Raw genomic sequence first — 16,631 nt, 5'->3', positions numbered from 1 at the left:
CTTTCCTCCCATTAGAAAAGACCCCAGCAAGCCAGCTTTTCAAAACCACCCACCGAGTCAATATAATCTTTCGCAATTTCCACAATCTGCGCATACGGTTTACCATCAACCATTTCATCCCCTATAGCACAAGAAAACTCAACCACCCGACCGGTTTCCTGTGCTTTCAAAAACGCGTAAATGTTAACCGACACGTCAGCTTTCGTAAGATCCTTACCATGAAGGCCGCCGCCCGTGACAGCATCAGCCATGTCTGACCCGAGTTTTCGATTAACCGCTCCCGTATCCACGTTGATACCACCCGTCCAGTCACCTAAAGGATTAACAAACGCATTCGGATAGTCTTTCAATAAGTCTTCTCGTTTAGCGTGAGACTGGCAGATGATAAGCTTTTCACCATCAAGAACATACTTGCCGTCATACGGATACTTTTCATAAACCTTTCGAGCAATAGTAGAGAGTTTCTTCTGTTCGTCTGTTAGTGGTACGCCTTTAAAAATCCCGTTATCAGCGCAGCGAACCATACCATCCTGGTTTCGGCTTAAATGCTTATCCTGCGGCACAACCGTAATATCAATCTTTACTTTCCCAGGGCTTAAACGGTGGATAATATTTTTAATATCCTTAAACTTAAACATCACCGTGCTTTCAATACACACGGCACACTTACCATGCCCGAGCATCACTTCAACAGCAATCTTCGGATTCTCATCCAGCTTGTAAGCCAGATCAACAATTGCTCCAGCAATACGATCCGCAATCTTGTCGACATGTGACGGGTTTACTTTTTCTATCATAATTTTTCTCCTTATATGTTTTTACGTGTAATAAGCAGGCGTTCCATTAAATCGTTTTGAGGTGAAACACCATCAAACTCAGTCGAACAGTTTTCTTTCACAATTTGGAAAATCTCATTCCAAAGCCTGACCGCCTGATTCATGTAGTTAATACCAATGTTGATAAAAGGCGATGGTATCGGTTTACCCGTGGTTGGATGCTTGGAAAGAAACCCGAGTTTACTGGTTACTTCCTCGCATTGAATCCAACGAGCACAGCTCATCGCATACCGTTCAATAAGAGGAGATGGCACTTTACTGCTAACACCAATGTCTTTTAGCCACTTCCATGTTTCAGCGAAAATTTCTCTAGCCTGAAGCTGAGTACCGTCTTTTTGCGTGGCGGATAAAAACTCGTGAGGCTGAGGCATTTCAGCACCTTCAAGCTCCGGAATATCAAGAACGCTTAAAGGCCTGCCACCGGGGTTTCCTTCACTCGCTTTTTCAACAACCGCTTTCTTCTTCCGCCCGGCACCCACGCGTCTGCCGCCACGACCGCCGATATTATTTGATTTTGTAGGCAAACTTTCCGCCTCCTTCCCACGTGAGTTTTAACTACTAAAAATTTTTCGTGTTTGATTTTGCCTATTACCCTTTTGATTTCGCTGTTTTTACGCAAAATACCCTGCGCCCGTTCCCCATGGGGTAGGCTCGTAGAGATTTAAACCCCCCTAGGGGGTGGGTTATTTGTTATGCCAGCGATCTCCACGCTTAGCGTGAATTTTAGAATGACAGGATTTGCATAGAGAAATAAGATTATTCCTCTCATGCGTTCCGCCTTCAGCAATCGGTTTAATATGATGAACCTGCTCAACAGGCACAAGCATATGGTTCTTAAAGCAAAGCTCACAGAAAGGATGCTCTCTCACATAAGAATCCCTGACTTTCTGCCATGCTCTGCCGTAACGCTTGTGAGCATCATAAGGACGCTCGTATTTTTCGTAGCGTCGATTCTCTTGTTTTAAGTGTTCCTCACAAAACCTGCCGTCAGTTAGGTTAGGACAGCCTTGATAAGAACACGGTCTTTTAGGTTTTCTTGGCAAGACTCATCCTCCCTTTAGGCATGAAAAAAGCCCTGAAAGATTACTCTTCCAAGGCTTAATATTTACAGTTTTTGCTAACTATATACTACCATATAGAAGGCTGTAACATCTCGTATCAGAGCGTACCAAACCGTACCATTTTTTCAGATTTGGATTAGATTATCTGGTAAAACTATGTGCTCTAACGCTTTCCCATGCCCTCTTATAATCGTCATTCTGCTAGCATGGAGTTCGTTACCAATATCCTCCCACGTCATGTTACTCATGTAGCGGTAGCGTAAAATCATCTGCTCATCCACGCTTTCAAGTTTAGAAATCACATCCAAAATCTGCTCTTTCAAACTGATAAGCATCGTAATCTCCATGTTAATCTTGGCTTCTAAATCCATAACCCTTATAAGAGCTTTCACAAACGGAGCTTCTATACTTCGAGTCGTCTGCACATACTCTCTGTCGTATCTTAATGAAGAAACACTTGTAGCAAGCTCACGCAGTCTTACCACCTCATCCATATCAGCCTTAATCCGCTTATCAAGAAGATAGGCTTGCCGTAAGTATTCTTTTTTGTTCATTCTTACCTCCATTTTGAGGTAAGTTCTCTCTAGAACCCCTTTCCCTCACTTCATTAATTGATAGTCTTGCCTTAACCGACTCGATTAAAGCATCCTGCACTTTAGCCTTCATGCTTAAAGCCCTCATCACATCCTCATCAATCGTGTCCTTAGTGATAATGTGATGGATTACAACCGTGCTGGTTTGACCCTGACGGTTAAGCCTGGCGTTCGTCTGCTGGTAAAGTTCCAAACTCCAAGTCAGGGAAAACCAGATAAGAGTAGAACCGCCAGCCTGTAGGTTAAGACCATGACCCGCGGAAGCCGGGTGAATCAACGCTACAGGAATCATGCCGGCATTCCAGTCAGCAATATCAGCACCCGTTTTAATCTCACGCACGTTAAAACGATTCTTAATCCGCTCAAGATCATGCTTAAACCAGTAAGCTACAAGCACCGGTTTACCGTTAGCAGCCTCGATTAAATCCTCTAAAGCATCAAGCTTACGATCATGAATATGAACGCTTTCTTTTTTCTCGTTATAAACCGCGCCGCCTGCCATTTGAAGAAGCTTATTTGAAAGAGACGCTGCGTTAATCGCATCAATCTCTTTACCCTCCAACGACACCACCATATCCTGTTTCAGCTCATCGTAGAGTTTTCGCTCCTTACCGGATAACTCTACTTTCACCTCGTTTATCACACACGCAGGCATTTTCAAATAGTCTTTTGACTTCATCGAAATCGTAATATCAGCTATCTGCTTATAGATTAAACTCTCAGCACCATCTTTAGGCTTATAGGAAAAAACCATGTGCTGGTTACGCTTATCAGGATTAAAAAAGTTCTGCCGATAATACGTAATATAACGGCCTAGTCTTTCACCCATATCAAGCAGCCTAAACTCAGCCCACAAATCCATAAGCCCGTTAGAAGAAGGAGTTCCCGTAAGACCTACAATCCTTTTAACTTTCGGCCTAGCCTTCAGTAATGCTTTAAAACGTTTCGCCTGATACGATTTAAAACTTGAAAGCTCATCTATCACAACCATGTCGAAATTAAACGGCAGGCCGCTTTTCATTATCAGCCACTCCACGTTTTCACGGTTAATAATATAAACGTGAGCAGGGGTTTTTAGTGCTTGAATCCGCTCCTTCTCACTGCCCGTCACAACAGAATAAGTAAGGTGTTTTAAATGCTCCCACTTTTCTAACTCTAAAGGCCACGTAGCGTTCGCAACCCTAAGAGGAGCGATAACCAGAGTCCTGGAAACATCAAAAGAGTCAAGCATCAAGTCGTTAATCGCTGTAAGACTTATCACACTCTTACCAAGTCCCATTTCAAGCAAAACCGCTGAAACCGGGTGTGTGATAATAAAATCAGTCGCATACTTTTGATACTCATGTGGCTCGTATCGCATCAATCACACCTCCAATCTGACTCTTCTCATCAACCACGAAAACCTTAAAACCTAAAGCCTGTAAATCCTTCATCCGTTTCACCTGTAAAACTCTAGGCTTTTTACCTGGTGCTTTAAGCTCCACAAAACCAATCTTTCCGCCATTAAGTAAAACCAGCCTGTCAGGAAGCCCGTCAACAGAAGGACTCGTAAGCTTTAAACAAAGCCCTCCCGAAGCTTTAACATCACGGACGAGTTTTCGCTCAGTTTCCTTTTCTCGTAAAAAGCCCATCAGATACCTCTTTTGCCATCTCAATGATTTTCTTATCAACTTCGTTTCTCGGCTCATCAGAAACATCACCGTAAAACACGTCAATATAGTGATTGCTTAACTGTGGGTGATCTTTGAACATATTGTCCTCAGCATGCGAAGATACTTCATCAATCATGTTCATGGCTTTTAACAGTCTGTCTTGATCTTTCGCTAAAAGCACCGGGCTAATATCAACCACTAATTGGCTAATCAGACTCTTAGTCAGTCGCATTGCTGCTCCTGCTTGCTTGTAGGTTTCTACCGTTCTCTCTTGTTTGTTAATCATGGTTTATTCCACCTTTCTCAAATCTTATTTTTCATTTATTGGATAGTGTTGTTTCATTCGTTGGTTTTGCCCGTTTACATCAGGCGAATGTTATTTGTGTAGCCATGTATGCTTTAGACCCATCTTTTACTTTTCTCTATATACACTTATATTTCTTTTATTTTTTTCTCTTATATAAAAAGTAAAGAAAAAGGGTACACTACAATACAAAACCCCTATTTATCAGGCTTTTCTTTCTTGAAAACGTGCATGGTAGCGTGTAGGCAAAGACTATTTTCGTGTATGAAAAAATCCTATAGAACATTTTTCTCTGAACCCAGTTTTTACCACGTAAAACATTTGCCTACACGCCAATACATTTTTCAGGAAGCATCTTTCAGTTTTACCGTGCTTTACATCAAAGAAAATCCTCCTGTGCCTGCAAATTCGGATTAATGGAAAGCCCACACCACTGATAGCCTTTACCCGTCCGTTTTTTGCTATAACCCGCTAACAGTAAAGCCTTAGAAAAATCCCTATCGTTTCTAACATATTCACCATTAAGGTTTGCCCACTGACGGTAAGACAAGTAAAGACTCCTACTCATCTCCGTTTCATTCACACCCTTAATGCAATAATCAGTGACGAAATGGCCTATCCAGTCGTTTTCAGCCCGATAAGCGTCCTTAGCCTGCTCTACCACCTTACAAGTAGGGAATTTATAACTGTTTTGGATATAAATCTTGGCTCCTTCAATCATCCATTGAAGTATTGCCCCACCTGCTTTTTGCAAAAGTTCATCAACATAGTCTGTTTTCGGATTCTTGATTTCTTTCGTAAACGGTGCGACAAAGATTCTCCGCCACGTTCCCTTATCGTTCGAACCGACTTTCGGCAGATGGTTCGTGTAGAGAATAGTTGAGTGGCTTGGTGTAAACGTAAAAGGAGCATAATATTTCCTCTCAGCTGAAATATCATCCACGCTTGCTATCTGTTTCAGCATGGAAATAGAAAGCCTTTGCCCTTCCTCAGTTTCCGAGGCAAGAATAAACCTTTTACCACAAAGCTCCGCTAAATCAACTTTCACGTTTTTAGCCCGAGTGGTTAAAGACTCTGCAGGTATTTTCCCCGCATAATCTCCAAGCACGTGTGCTTCCGCATTAAACACGGTCGACTTACCGTTACCGCCTGACCCGTACACTAGCAAAAGTGACTCTTCAAACACTTGACCTATAAGCGTACTACCCGCATGGCTTTGAAGAAATGTCTGAAACTCTTTATCACCTGCGGTAACCATATCAAGCGTTGTCTGCCACAATCCCACGTTGTCCCGTGAAGGGCAAACAGCGGTCATTTTCGTGCAGTACAAACACGGATCATGTGCTTTTAGCTCTCCAGTCTTTAAATCCACGATTCCGCAAGGCGTGTTTAGAATGAAAGCATCACGATCCAGTTCTTCGTTTGCAACTTCCAGCATGGATTTAGCAAGCTTTAATATCCCGGACACTTTACTGTGATCATTCATCTTCTTAGCAAACGAAAGATACTGCTTTGCTCGATTCACTTCACTTTTCGCTTTATCCGCCTGCTCTTTATCACCCGATGATTCGGCTTGAACGAACTCTTCGTAAGCTGTCTTAAACTCGATACCAGCATTTTTCAAAACCTTTTTAGCAATAAGCATGTAAAGTTTCATAACTTTAAGCTCAGACGCTTCCCACTTCTTGCCCGTCCAGTAAAGCCAGCCGGCAGACATCGTATAAACAGCCTTATTCTTGTTATGTTTGGCAAAAACCTCAGCCATCGCAATATCTGTTAAATCATCCGGCTTATACTCCTCATAGCTTTTGCCATACTCGCTAGGCGGAATATAACCTTCTTGACTTGCTACTTTAAGCCCGAACTTTTTAGCCGAATACCAGATTTTAGATAATTCTGCATCAGGCAAAGGAGGATTGCACCGTTCTGCTTCACTCAAAAACTTCTCATGTGTTTCATCTGTAGCACCATAACGTTTGATGAGTTTTCCTGCGATATGACTAAGCCTAGAGTTTCTCTGCCCTGATGGTATTTCTTCTGTTCCTGCATCAAATTCACTGAAATCTTCTTCCGAGAGGAAATCAGTGATTGTTTTTTCACCATCGTAAAGTTCTACCTGTGGAGTTTTAACACCGTAGAGAAAACGTGCCGCATCAAGAGCGTTACTGTCAAAATACGGGAATACTGATTGAATCTTTGTTTTAAGCTCCACATAAGCTTTAGCATCGCTTACTTCTTCAATTGGAAAATACACGTGAAAACGTGGTCTTGCACACTTCCCATGCTTGTCTTTCATGTGGTTTCTACTATAAGACGCGTAAAAGCACACGTTCGGAAACGCTAAAGCAACATCAAAAGGCGTCACCCAGTCTTTACCAACATCAGAATGATCGTTATCACAGTCCATCGGAATACAGGTAGATGAAATGAAATTATCTTTAGACCTATAACTGTTAGTAAACTGTGCTGTGACATGGTCAAAAGAGATAGCCTTATTAAAACTATCTCGATCACAGACTTTTATTTCGTCAGGATACAAGCAGTTACTGCTGTTTCCCACACAGGAAGCTGTATAAATTTTGCATTCAAGCATCAATATTCACCCCCTAAATCCTTATCCGTAAAATACTTAATCGGCTGCCTGCGTTTTTCTGCCAGATTGATTTCTACTTGCATGCCGCCTGTGATTTTTTCCCCGAACACCCATAGTTCGTTGCACTTGCCTAAGAGGATAATGTCCATAAACATCGCATCCCCTCTATGCTTTTGATTCTCATCATCCATGAACGGGAAAAGCAGGTGTGGAGTGATTGGGATTGCTCCGCGTGAATACGCGTAAGCCGCACACCGGATAGCGTGGTTCACGTTTCTTTCTTTATCTCCACGGTAGGGAGCACAAATGTAGACGATAGGCTTAAAATTCGGTGTCGTTTCTAAATGTTTTTTATAAGTCTTACTCACTTTTAGTCTCCTTTAACACCACGTTTTTGCTTACTAATATTGTTTTTAATAGTCATTCGCGTATCCTTTTACGTTCTTTCTGAAGGCGGTATTACCTTCTAAATCACAGGCAAAGAAAAAGAGCAGGTTTTTAACCCTGCTCCTAAAAATTTTTTAATCTTTTTTGTAAAACTCACACTCGTAGCCGTCAGCGCGTAAAACAAGCCCTTCCGCCCAAGGTGGTGTTCTTCCCATTAGCTCACACACGCTTTGAACACTCACATTCTTATCGGTTTCGATAATGGCTTCATCATGCACATGAGCAACAATGCGATATTCTTTCAGCGTTTGCATGGCGTAAAGTAGAATGTCACGAGCTATAGCTTGCGTAATGTTTTCCACGAATTTAGGACCATAACTTTCCAGCCGCTCCCATTTTTTAGTAGATCCCACACCCTCATAGGTGACCGATTCACCACCGTACTTGTTTTCTTCCACACGTGGCTTCACATAGTAAAGGCATCTTTTAGACGGCAGTTCGATGATAAGAAACCCACTCTTGTAAGTGAACACAATATTGTGTGTTCGAACAGATACGTGTTCGTGTACACACTGTTTTACCGCTCTGTCCACATCCCACCACAATGAAACAATATGTGGATTAGCAGATCTCCAATCATTAACCAACTGTTGCAAATCATCTTCATGTAAACCCATATCAAGAGCACCCATTGCCTTTAATGCTCCTACTGCACCACCGTAGCCACAGTTATGCACGAGCTTTCCCGATACGGTAAAACGATGATTTGGTCCGGCATTTCGTATGTCATAAACTCGAGCCTTGCTTCGATTAAACGCCAGTTTTTCCTGTGTTGCACTACAGCTGTATTTGCTCTTGATATGATTTCTTCTCTGCCTATTCCTTTCGATAACATTCTCGTAACTACCGATCTTGCGTATGGCCAATATTGTTGCTCCCACCGTGTTAGGATAGCGTTCTGCTTGTTGTTTTGATTGACTATTCTTGGAACAAAGCGGATATTTCCTTTTTCGTAGTTGCCGTTTGTATTTATCCGATCTAATTCCCAGTCTTTTCGCACATTGTCTATCTCTTGTAAAATCCACAAGCCTGCTTCTAAAACAGAATGGAAGCACCACTTTATCCCTCTTGCACCATAGTTTTTGTAATTTGGATCTCTTGGATTGATGCATCGCTGTTTCGCAGCACTTAGCCGCTTTTCTAGCCATATTGGTATTTGTTTCGGCTGCGAGCAAGCTTGACACCCTTTTGATTTGCCCGACTTTAGACTGTTTAAGTCCTGCCATTGAACGCTTCCGCACCCTACGCATTGTGTCAATACATAACAGTGGTTTTGCTTTTGATTCCAGTGTTTCTCTGCACTTATGATTTTCACCCAGCCGTATTGTTCTCCGACCATCTCCGGTTTGTATGAGATGTGTTTTGCAGATGGCGGATTCAATAAACCGTATTGGCTTCGGTTTCCCTTTAACCCAGACGAGATGGTCTGGTGTTGCTCTAAGTCCTTCATACTCGATTACCTCCTTTACACCCTTAAAAACAACTCCGTTATGGTTGACCCAGTTTTCTCCGTCCCACACTTTTTGTTTTGTAGTGACTTCTTCAATTGGAACAAGCCCTTCATCTGTGAGTACAAGTTCACCTTCAGCAATACAAGCAAGTTCCGCTATCTTACCTTTCTGCCGCAAATGCCCGTTTACTCCATGCTTTTCAACAGGCACGCTAAACATTTGAGATGCTGACGAGCAGTAAATGTCTTTACCTTCCTCGAATACTCGCATACGCCATTTTTCACCTGCAAGCCAAGCCAAGACTCTCGCTTCGATCGCTGAAAAGTCCGCGACAATAAACTTCAATCCCGTGCGTGGAATAAAAGCAGTGCGAATAAGCTGGGATAAAGTATCCGGAATATCCTCATAAAGCATTTCCAAAGCTTCAACATTTCCTTGTTTAACAAGACTTCTAGCCTCCGCTAGATCAGGCAAATGGTTTTGTGGCAGGTTTTGTAATTGCACGAGCCTTCCCGCAAACCTTCCTGTACGGTTTGCACCATAGAAGCGAAACATGCCACGCTCCCGATAATCCATGCATGCAGCGTTTTTCATCACCGTATACTTTTTCACCGATGATTTAGCAAGCTGCTGACGAAGCCGCAACACTTCCGCCAACTCTTTACCCACTGTCTTAAGTTCTTTAGCGACTTCTTTTTTACCAAGCGACTCCATTTCAAGACCATGCTTTTTAAGCCAAGAGCGCATTTGTAACACTGAGTTCGGGTTTTCTAAACCCGTAATATGCTTAAGCTCACTCATGAGATGCGTTTTCACCTCCTGGTCGAGTTTTATAGCTGAATCAACGAAAAGAGGATCTACTCCTATCCCACGATCGTTAATGGTTTGGTCGAGATAAAACTCCTGCCATAAAAAGTCCGGTACAGGAAAGCGTGAAAGTTTTTCTTGAATACTCATCTCAACTTCCACATCACGCTTGTTATACGATTTAAACTGCTCCCATTTTTCCTTATCGTGGAAATACTTGTTTCTTGTTCTTCCACCGTTTACTTTCGTAGGATTACACGGCAGGCAGAAATATTTAATAAGATTCTTACCCTCAGTGAGTTTCTGCTTATCAAGACCCAATACTGCTCCCACGCTTTCCAAAGACATGGGTAGCCCCAGTGTGGCTGACCAGATCATTGTGCAATGCCAGGAGCTTGGGTTTAAAAACAAGCCTTCACTTTTCACTGTCTGACCAGGGTTAACATTGATGCCTTTATCTCGCAAGTAACGTGATAAGCAGACTCTTTCAAACTGAGCGTTAAACGCCCACTTTGTCACCGTTTCATCCGTTAAAGCAGAAAGCACAACCTCGGGTATGGTTTCACCTTGCGCTAAATCAACGACCTGAACCTCACTACCATCCACACTGTAGCCAAAAAGCAGTATCTCAAAATCATCCGATTCTGCGTACTTGTAAACACCACATTTACCAAGATTTACACTCGAAAACGTCTCTAAATCCACACTCAAATTTTTCAAATTACATCACCTCCAAGCTTATAAAAGAGGTGACAGAAAACCTGCCACCCCACTTATAGAATCTTCTAAATCCTGTTTTTCAGGAATCTTCTAATTCCTATTTAGAATGTGTTTAATATCAACGTAAAGACTCACGAGTTTCTTTACCGTGAAATCAAGAAGTAATACTCCTATAAACACTGAAATAAAAACCGCTATAACAATTTCCATAATTAACTCACGCTCCTTATGCTAGAAAGTCATCATCTTCTAAAGTCGTAAAATCATCGGTTGCGAGGCTACGTCCGCCGAGTGGTTCACCGTCTCGTATCTTTTGAATATTGCCAAGACCGCAAGCGATACCCTTATTACCGTTAGAGTTAAACGCGTAGAAGTTGATGGAAACTCTCGCATAGCAGCCTGAATACACTTCACTGCGATCCATGATTGGTTTAACCTGTTTGTCTACAATCTGCGGAGCCGTGGTTGAGTTCGCGTTAATGAAATAGTGTCCTTTATACGCTTCATCATCACGCTCAATATCCCCGTCCCTGAGTGGTGTTTTAAGAGCAGCCTTGTTTGGTTTCTTACCACCAAACTTGCCGACACCTTCCTCAATAGCAGCATCAATAGCTTTCTCAATAGCGTTTACTGTTTCAACATCACTTTTAGGGATAAGCAGTGAAACACTATATTTTTCAGGACCGCCGTTAATAGACTTTGGCTCCCAACCATTGAAATAGGAAAGACGCGTGTTCTTACCAGTGATAACCTTCGTGTTATTTAATTTAGACATAGTACTAATTCTCCTTTTTGAATTCTTGGTTTACATTTGTTACGTTAACTTTTGCCCGCTTATCCGAGTCTGGTACGAGCGTAAGTTTTCCGGACGGTTTGATAATGAGGTCGCCCAGAATATCCTCAAATTTTTTCTTGCCCATCAGCTTTTGCATTTCCGTTAAACCGATAAGACTAGTTTTGAAAATGTCGGTAAAGCCATGAGCTTTTGCTTTCTCAATAACCGCTGTCTCATCCTTAAACTTACGAACTGATCTGCCTTCTACAAGTTTGAAACCAGACCACTCTTTGCCGTGGTTAATAGCGGAATCTGTGGCGTACGCTAAAACATCATCAGCCCACTTTGTTAACTGCGGTATAAGCGTGAGCACTTCTTCAATCTCACTATCCGTTAAAACAGAAGGCGGTTTGAACTCAAGTTCTGCAAGCTTTAGATTTTCTTCGGCACGCTTTCTGCATACTGCTTTTGCCCTGCAAAACCTGCACCAGTCTCCGGCTTCAAATTCGCCTTCGCCTTTAATAGCAAGCTCTGCTTTTGGTTTAAGCACGCTTTCAGCCCAAGAGATTAGCTCTTCGACAGGTAGTGTGAAAGTGGATACGTTGTCACGCCGTGGCTGAAAAATACTCATCTCAACAGTTTGTATCTCATACAAGCTGTCGAAAAGCGTTAAAGCTCCAAGCGCGTAGCATTTCATCTGAGGATTCTCGTAAGCATCAACCAGCACGCCTTGACCGTACTTAAAGTCGATAACCTGCAGCGTTTTTTCGCCTACAATAATGCAGTCCGCTGTACCAAAACCGTCAGGCACGTAAGTTGAAAAATCAACTTTTTGCTCTATGAGAAGGATAGGATCTTGACAGTTGAGTTTTGCCTGCTCGTATTTTTCCATTACGAAATCCACGTAAGCATCCGAGCATTCCTGCATCTCGTTTGAGTCATACTCGGTGGACGGTTTTTCACACGGACGGTTAAGAAGCTTATTCAGCTTGTACTCACACCACGCGTGTGCCGCCGTTCCTTCCTCAGCCGCCACAGAAGTAGTGTTTTCAAACTTTTCTTCTAAAACAGCACTCGGAGTACACTTAATCCACCTGTGAGCAGAAGATGGGGAAAGTAAAGCATGCTTAGTCACTTGTCATACCTTTCGCCTCTTCAAGAAGCTCAGCGTACTTACTTTCATCAAGTTCTGAAAGCTTGTTAGCTCCGAACTTGACGATAAGCGCTTTTACTTCCGCGGTTTTGCCATGTTGGCTAAGTTTTGCTAAAACCGCTCGCACATCCTCTAAACTCACCTTTTTAACAGACTCCTTATTATTAGGAGATGTTTCTTTAAAACCAGCACCAGAAGCACCTGCATCATCAAATAGTGCTTTAAGATGAGCTGTTAAGTTTTCCAAGTCTTTGATGACTTCTCTCAATATTTCCTTGTTCACGGTTTTCCTCCTTAAACTTCTTTGACATCAACTGACTGAACGCTCTTTCCAGGATCTAATAGGTAGACTTGCGAGTAATCACCAAACAGCCAGCGGATAAACCGCTGAGGTAATCGCATCACAGCTCCACGTAGAACCTGTTTCTTCTCACCGTTTTCACCGGTGACGTTAATAACGATCTTGTGTTTCACGAGTTTTGCCTCCTTTCTGTAAGGGGTTTCTTCCTTACACATCACAGGCAAAGAAAAAGGAGGAGTTTTTAACCTCCTCCAAATAAAATTTCTAGAATTTTTAACGCGTTTTTCTAAGCTTTTCTAGAGCCTTATCCAGATGCTTTTTCACGCCAGCAGACGAGATACCAAGCATGCTTGCAATCTCTGACTGAGTGTATCCTCCAAAAAACATCAGTTTTACTACTTGACTCTGCTTATCTGTCAGCACTGAAAGCATGGATTCTGTTCTCTCTGACATTTCAAAACCATAATCATCACCGCTAAAACCATAATCATCAGTAGTACTAAGAGCTTCAGCAATATAACTTTTATCTACCCCAAGCTCACCATCTGCATCAAAATCAAGCGAAAGATTATAGTTACGTGGAAAATGCTCTTCAGCAGCATACTCCACATCATCCTTATTCGGCTCATAACCATGCTTAAGATTAAACCGCCGGATATATTTTTCTTTCCAATCTTCAATTTCAGCTTTTTCTTCAGCAGTTCTAGTAGGACGCAGGTTCTTATTGTTGTAGTAAACCTCACTGTCGTCCATTGAGTGAAGCATCTTAATATCCGCTTCAGTTACACCATTCTCGCCTGGCTTGATTTCGATAGTTTCTTCACTATAACTACCATCTTCATTACGAACACAACTTGTATACTTATATGTTGCTCGATCATTGCTATTAGTTTTGCGAGTCCTCATGCTCACCCTTCCCGCCTGCAGCGGTAGGGTGAAGACACATACAAAAAAGAGCCGATACTTTATGAAGCACCGACTCTAATACCTGAAAAACAGCCATAGTAGAATAGAGGTACTTCATAGGAGTCATGAAAAACCATGAGGATCCTATTGACGTATCTCATCGCCCTATAGCTAATCAGGCTTTAACTGTTTATTAGTAGTGTCTTATTGATTAATCATTAACCACAATCTTGTTAATTGTTCCAAAAATTCTTATAACATTTACCCGCTCTTTCTTAAAACCCGTATCATGAGTGTAAAAAAGAGTGTAATAATCTCGTTTTTATAACAGTTTGACATGTAAAAACCACACTTGCCTTGAAAGCTACGTGCTTTGAGGTTTAAGCGTTAACAATGTTTTCACCCCCCTTCTCGTTAAACAACACTCGTTTTAGAAAACAAAACGAGCATTAGCCACGCTCTAATAGAGTCCCAACCGTGGCTAATAAAGTCCCAACTGTATTTAATACAATCCCAACAAATCTAATATAATCCCAACCGTATTAATATCAGAAATCCTCACTCCGCAAAAAGTGTTATAGGCCTAACTACTTTTAGTGTTACCGTTAGAGCTTCTGATTAAAACACTTCAGATAAAACGTTCAAGTTATTACTATGCTAAAAATGCTCTTCAAAAACCTGACAAATACGCACATATACGAGGTCGTATACATGAGATTGCAGAAGAAAACTTCTTTACTTATGGTTCTCCTAGAATATGGTTAGTGTTGATAACTAAAGGTATTAGAGTATCTGAAAAAGTAGTAAGACGGCTCATGAAAGAAGAGTTAATTGAGGTTAGATATGCTAGGCGTAAAAGACGCTATTCAAGTTACATAGGAGAAATTACTCCCGCATGTAGTAACATTGTTAATAATAATTTTCATGCAGATTCACCTAATAAGATTTGGCTTACAGACATTACTGAGTTTTCAGTAAAAGAGTCAAAACTCTATTTAAGCCCTATGATTGACTGTTTTGATGGTAAAGTGGTCTCTTACGCTCTTTCAAACCACCCAGATCAGTGTCTTGTAAATGAAATGTTAGAAGGGGCCTTAACTACCCTTAACACTACAGAATGTAAAAGCTTAGTTATTCATACAGATAGAGGAGGTCACTATAGAGGCGGTAGGTGGATTGAGAGATTAGAAGGTCTTGGTATTACACGCTCCACGTCAAGAAAAGGAAACAGTGGAGATAATGCTGCCTGCGAAGGCTTTTTTAGACGAATGAAAACAGAAATGTATTATCCACTTAACTGGGATAATACAGAAGAATTACGTCAAGCTATTCATACTTATATTGATTTTTACAACAACCACAGAATTAAAATGGGGCTTAAAAGACAATTATGAAACATCGTGCTATGGTGCACAAAATGTCTAAAAATTGTCCTAAGCCCCTTTTGTTTTCAATGTCAAGTAATACTAAATGTTAAGCTTTTTTAGCATAACAACAGAGAGTTTTCATTGATATTTCAACGATAACTCGGGTTTTCAGACACACTTTTTTGCCGCTTACCCTCATTTTTACACCACAATACGAGCTTAATTCATAACACGCCTCAAATAAGAACAAAAACAAGAAATTCTGTACACACATTTGGGGAATAACCAAAAAACATGACTAATTGAGAGCAGGTGACAGAAATAGCTAAAAGAGCTGTTGTCAAATATGATTTTGTGAAAAAGTCAAGTTTTTGTCGAATAGAATAAAGATAGTGTAAAACTTGTTTAAACAGAAAAAGTGTCAGCTTATTACTGGATGAGGTGTCTTACTAAAGGTATGCCTGAAATCATCGTGAGCTTTTTGCATGATGTGGATATTTATTAGATTGAAACTAAAATCAAATCATGGCAGAAACAGATATTAAAACTGACAAGCTTTATTTTGTAGAATAACCCATAAGCTTAGTGACAAATGTCCATCTCAGAGTTATAATCAAAGAAAAGGTCGACTCAAGACGACCAAGAGTGGAAATTTTGGGAGATTGATATTAAGAATAGAGTGCGAGAGTTTAGGAAAAAGAAAGGACTCACTCAGTATCAATTAGCAAAGGCAGTTGGACTGACAAGACGTGGGATTCTTGTATTAGAGAAAGGAGACAGCAATACAAAATTAGAGCATGCTGCGCGGCTTGCTTATGTGTTACAAGTAGATATTGAAGAGCTGTTTTGTGTTTCAGACTATGTCGCAGAATGGTCTCTCTCTGCAGGTTTCGATGATACTAATGAAAGTGTTATTAATTAAAAGGAGGTTAATTATGAAAAAGGTTTTGAATTTGCAGTCATTGCGAGTTGAGGAAGAAACAAAGGTTGATTCCATCTTCTCACTTCTTTCTGTTGCAGGTTGCGTCTGGACTACTCTAATGCCAATGAGTAGTGCGTCGGTATTACTTTGCTAGGGGTGACGAATATGAGGAATAAAATAATTGTTCAAAATTGTCTCGTTGTGTTGTTGCTGCTAGGATCACTCTTCTCTCTTGCTGGATGTGCCGACGATGATGAGAAGGCAGAGCTTGCGTCATATCATTGGGAAACAGTAGAGGTATCTCAGAAAGAATATCGCCTACCAGACGATTATATGAATAAAGGTGAACTGTATCTCTTTGTGTCACGAGACATTCTTGATTCTCATTATGATTTGTCTAAAGTTACTCTTGGAGATAAGCCCATCAAATTAGTTGACTCACAGTTTAATTTGCCTAGTTCAGGGTATAAAGCTTTATTTTTAGTTGGTAAATTTGATTTAAAAGACAAGCCAAGCTCTAATGTTCTTAAAGTACCAGGGATTAATAAAACAGGTAATGTTGCTATAGGTTATAAGGAGAAATAATGATGAATATTGTACTTAATTTGCAGCGTCTAGATACTGAAGAAACCTCAGATAGCGGTGCGTCTACTATCAGTCTAGGATTTGTGTGTAAGGTTAAAAGCACTATTAGTCTTTGGATTTGTATCCCGAAGTCTTAACTGTTGTGGAATAGGTGGCTG

20 protein-coding genes are annotated in these 16,631 nt (G+C 41.1%); 5 read left to right on the top strand and 15 right to left on the bottom strand.

Going from position 1 to position 16,631, the window contains the following annotated elements:
- Positions 1-11 precede the first annotated feature (11 nt).
- From ACPFYS_RS05580 to ACPFYS_RS05510, 15 genes are all read right to left on the bottom strand, one after another.
- Positions 12-797 (bottom strand): S-adenosylmethionine synthetase N-terminal domain-containing protein, encoded by a 786-nt coding sequence (locus tag ACPFYS_RS05580; protein WP_427876529.1) that lies wholly within the window; start codon positions 795-797, stop codon positions 12-14.
- Positions 798-808: 11 nt separating this feature from the next.
- Positions 809-1,360, bottom strand: coding sequence for a P27 family phage terminase small subunit (locus tag ACPFYS_RS05575; RefSeq protein ID WP_032842293.1), 552 nt, complete (start codon positions 1,358-1,360; stop codon positions 809-811).
- A 159-nt stretch (positions 1,361-1,519) separates the two neighbouring features.
- Positions 1,520-1,879, bottom strand: a complete 360-nt coding sequence (locus ACPFYS_RS05570; RefSeq protein WP_285085396.1) for an HNH endonuclease — start codon at positions 1,877-1,879, stop codon at positions 1,520-1,522.
- A gap of 143 nt (positions 1,880-2,022) precedes the next feature.
- Positions 2,023-2,451: a sigma factor-like helix-turn-helix DNA-binding protein gene (locus ACPFYS_RS05565; RefSeq protein ID WP_004105016.1), complete on the bottom strand. Its 429-nt coding sequence runs from the start codon at positions 2,449-2,451 to the stop codon at positions 2,023-2,025.
- Positions 2,411-3,850, bottom strand: a complete 1,440-nt coding sequence (locus ACPFYS_RS05560) for an SNF2-related protein (protein ID WP_427876526.1) — start codon at positions 3,848-3,850, stop codon at positions 2,411-2,413. Before ACPFYS_RS05560 ends, ACPFYS_RS05565 begins: the two co-directional genes overlap by 41 nt.
- Positions 3,831-4,121, bottom strand: a complete 291-nt coding sequence (locus ACPFYS_RS05555; protein WP_427876524.1) for a VRR-NUC domain-containing protein — start codon at positions 4,119-4,121, stop codon at positions 3,831-3,833. The genes ACPFYS_RS05560 and ACPFYS_RS05555 overlap by 20 nt, the downstream gene beginning before the upstream one ends.
- Positions 4,093-4,374 (bottom strand): hypothetical protein, encoded by a 282-nt coding sequence (locus ACPFYS_RS05550; protein WP_231108433.1) that lies wholly within the window; start codon positions 4,372-4,374, stop codon positions 4,093-4,095. The genes ACPFYS_RS05555 and ACPFYS_RS05550 overlap by 29 nt, the downstream gene beginning before the upstream one ends.
- A 451-nt stretch (positions 4,375-4,825) precedes the next feature.
- Positions 4,826-7,039, bottom strand: a complete 2,214-nt coding sequence (locus ACPFYS_RS05545) for a phage/plasmid primase, P4 family (RefSeq protein ID WP_427876522.1) — start codon at positions 7,037-7,039, stop codon at positions 4,826-4,828.
- Positions 7,039-7,407, bottom strand: coding sequence for a hypothetical protein (locus tag ACPFYS_RS05540; protein ID WP_427876520.1), 369 nt, complete (start codon positions 7,405-7,407; stop codon positions 7,039-7,041). The genes ACPFYS_RS05545 and ACPFYS_RS05540 overlap by 1 nt, the downstream gene beginning before the upstream one ends.
- A gap of 153 nt (positions 7,408-7,560) precedes the next feature.
- Positions 7,561-10,464, bottom strand: a complete 2,904-nt coding sequence (locus ACPFYS_RS05535) for a DNA polymerase (RefSeq protein ID WP_427876518.1) — start codon at positions 10,462-10,464, stop codon at positions 7,561-7,563.
- A 226-nt stretch (positions 10,465-10,690) separates the two neighbouring features.
- On the bottom strand, positions 10,691-11,239 hold the full coding sequence (locus tag ACPFYS_RS05530) for a DUF2815 family protein (RefSeq protein ID WP_004117141.1): 549 nt from the start codon (positions 11,237-11,239) through the stop codon (positions 10,691-10,693).
- A gap of 4 nt (positions 11,240-11,243) precedes the next feature.
- Positions 11,244-12,374 (bottom strand): DUF2800 domain-containing protein, encoded by a 1,131-nt coding sequence (locus tag ACPFYS_RS05525; RefSeq protein WP_427876515.1) that lies wholly within the window; start codon positions 12,372-12,374, stop codon positions 11,244-11,246.
- A complete protein-coding gene (locus tag ACPFYS_RS05520; protein ID WP_427876513.1) occupies positions 12,367-12,675 on the bottom strand; it encodes a hypothetical protein in 309 nt (102 codons plus the stop codon). Before ACPFYS_RS05520 ends, ACPFYS_RS05525 begins: the two co-directional genes overlap by 8 nt.
- 11 nt (positions 12,676-12,686) lie before the next feature.
- Positions 12,687-12,866 (bottom strand): hypothetical protein, encoded by a 180-nt coding sequence (locus ACPFYS_RS05515; RefSeq protein ID WP_004114712.1) that lies wholly within the window; start codon positions 12,864-12,866, stop codon positions 12,687-12,689.
- A 100-nt stretch (positions 12,867-12,966) separates the two neighbouring features.
- A complete protein-coding gene (locus ACPFYS_RS05510) occupies positions 12,967-13,599 on the bottom strand; it encodes an RNA polymerase sigma factor (RefSeq protein WP_427876511.1) in 633 nt (210 codons plus the stop codon).
- Positions 13,600-14,195: 596 nt separating this feature from the next.
- Between ACPFYS_RS05510 and ACPFYS_RS05505 the strand changes: the two genes are divergently transcribed.
- The 5 genes from ACPFYS_RS05505 (at position 14,196) to ACPFYS_RS05485 (ending at position 16,610) form a co-directional block, all read left to right on the top strand.
- Positions 14,196-14,993: an IS3 family transposase gene (locus ACPFYS_RS05505; protein WP_427876509.1), complete on the top strand. Its 798-nt coding sequence runs from the start codon at positions 14,196-14,198 to the stop codon at positions 14,991-14,993.
- A gap of 652 nt (positions 14,994-15,645) precedes the next feature.
- Complete coding sequence (locus tag ACPFYS_RS05500; RefSeq protein WP_427876507.1) at positions 15,646-15,888, top strand: helix-turn-helix transcriptional regulator; 243 nt, start codon at positions 15,646-15,648, stop codon at positions 15,886-15,888.
- A 13-nt stretch (positions 15,889-15,901) separates the two neighbouring features.
- Entirely contained in the window at positions 15,902-16,042 is a 141-nt protein-coding gene (locus ACPFYS_RS05495) for a hypothetical protein (protein ID WP_421793012.1), read from the top strand.
- A gap of 11 nt (positions 16,043-16,053) precedes the next feature.
- The gene (locus tag ACPFYS_RS05490; protein WP_427877676.1) at positions 16,054-16,473 is read left to right on the top strand and encodes a hypothetical protein; all 420 of its coding nucleotides are present in this window, start codon (positions 16,054-16,056) and stop codon (positions 16,471-16,473) included.
- Positions 16,473-16,610, top strand: coding sequence for a class III lanthipeptide (locus ACPFYS_RS05485; protein ID WP_421793014.1), 138 nt, complete (start codon positions 16,473-16,475; stop codon positions 16,608-16,610). The genes ACPFYS_RS05490 and ACPFYS_RS05485 overlap by 1 nt, the downstream gene beginning before the upstream one ends.
- Positions 16,611-16,631 lie beyond the last annotated feature (21 nt).

Origin of the sequence: Gardnerella sp. 2492 (genome assembly GCF_050320365.1) — a bacterium.
GTDB lineage: Bacteria > Actinomycetota > Actinomycetes > Actinomycetales > Bifidobacteriaceae > Bifidobacterium.
Note: the sequence above shows the minus strand (reverse complement) of the source record. Positions and strands in the feature narration are given on the sequence as shown.

Coding starts and splice junctions, on each gene's coding strand:
- ACPFYS_RS05580 (WP_427876529.1), bottom strand. CDS start 797: ATGATAGAAAAAGTAAACCCGTCACATGTCGACAAGATTGCGGATCGT.
- ACPFYS_RS05565 (WP_004105016.1), bottom strand. CDS start 2,451: ATGAACAAAAAAGAATACTTACGGCAAGCCTATCTTCTTGATAAGCGG.
- ACPFYS_RS05510 (WP_427876511.1), bottom strand. CDS start 13,599: ATGAGGACTCGCAAAACTAATAGCAATGATCGAGCAACATATAAGTAT.
- ACPFYS_RS05550 (WP_231108433.1), bottom strand. CDS start 4,374: ATGCGACTGACTAAGAGTCTGATTAGCCAATTAGTGGTTGATATTAGC.
- ACPFYS_RS05490 (WP_427877676.1), top strand. CDS start 16,054: ATGAGGAATAAAATAATTGTTCAAAATTGTCTCGTTGTGTTGTTGCTG.
- ACPFYS_RS05560 (WP_427876526.1), bottom strand. CDS start 3,850: ATGCGATACGAGCCACATGAGTATCAAAAGTATGCGACTGATTTTATT.
- ACPFYS_RS05530 (WP_004117141.1), bottom strand. CDS start 11,239: ATGTCTAAATTAAATAACACGAAGGTTATCACTGGTAAGAACACGCGT.
- ACPFYS_RS05555 (WP_427876524.1), bottom strand. CDS start 4,121: ATGGGCTTTTTACGAGAAAAGGAAACTGAGCGAAAACTCGTCCGTGAT.
- ACPFYS_RS05495 (WP_421793012.1), top strand. CDS start 15,902: ATGAAAAAGGTTTTGAATTTGCAGTCATTGCGAGTTGAGGAAGAAACA.
- ACPFYS_RS05545 (WP_427876522.1), bottom strand. CDS start 7,039: ATGCTTGAATGCAAAATTTATACAGCTTCCTGTGTGGGAAACAGCAGT.
- ACPFYS_RS05485 (WP_421793014.1), top strand. CDS start 16,473: ATGATGAATATTGTACTTAATTTGCAGCGTCTAGATACTGAAGAAACC.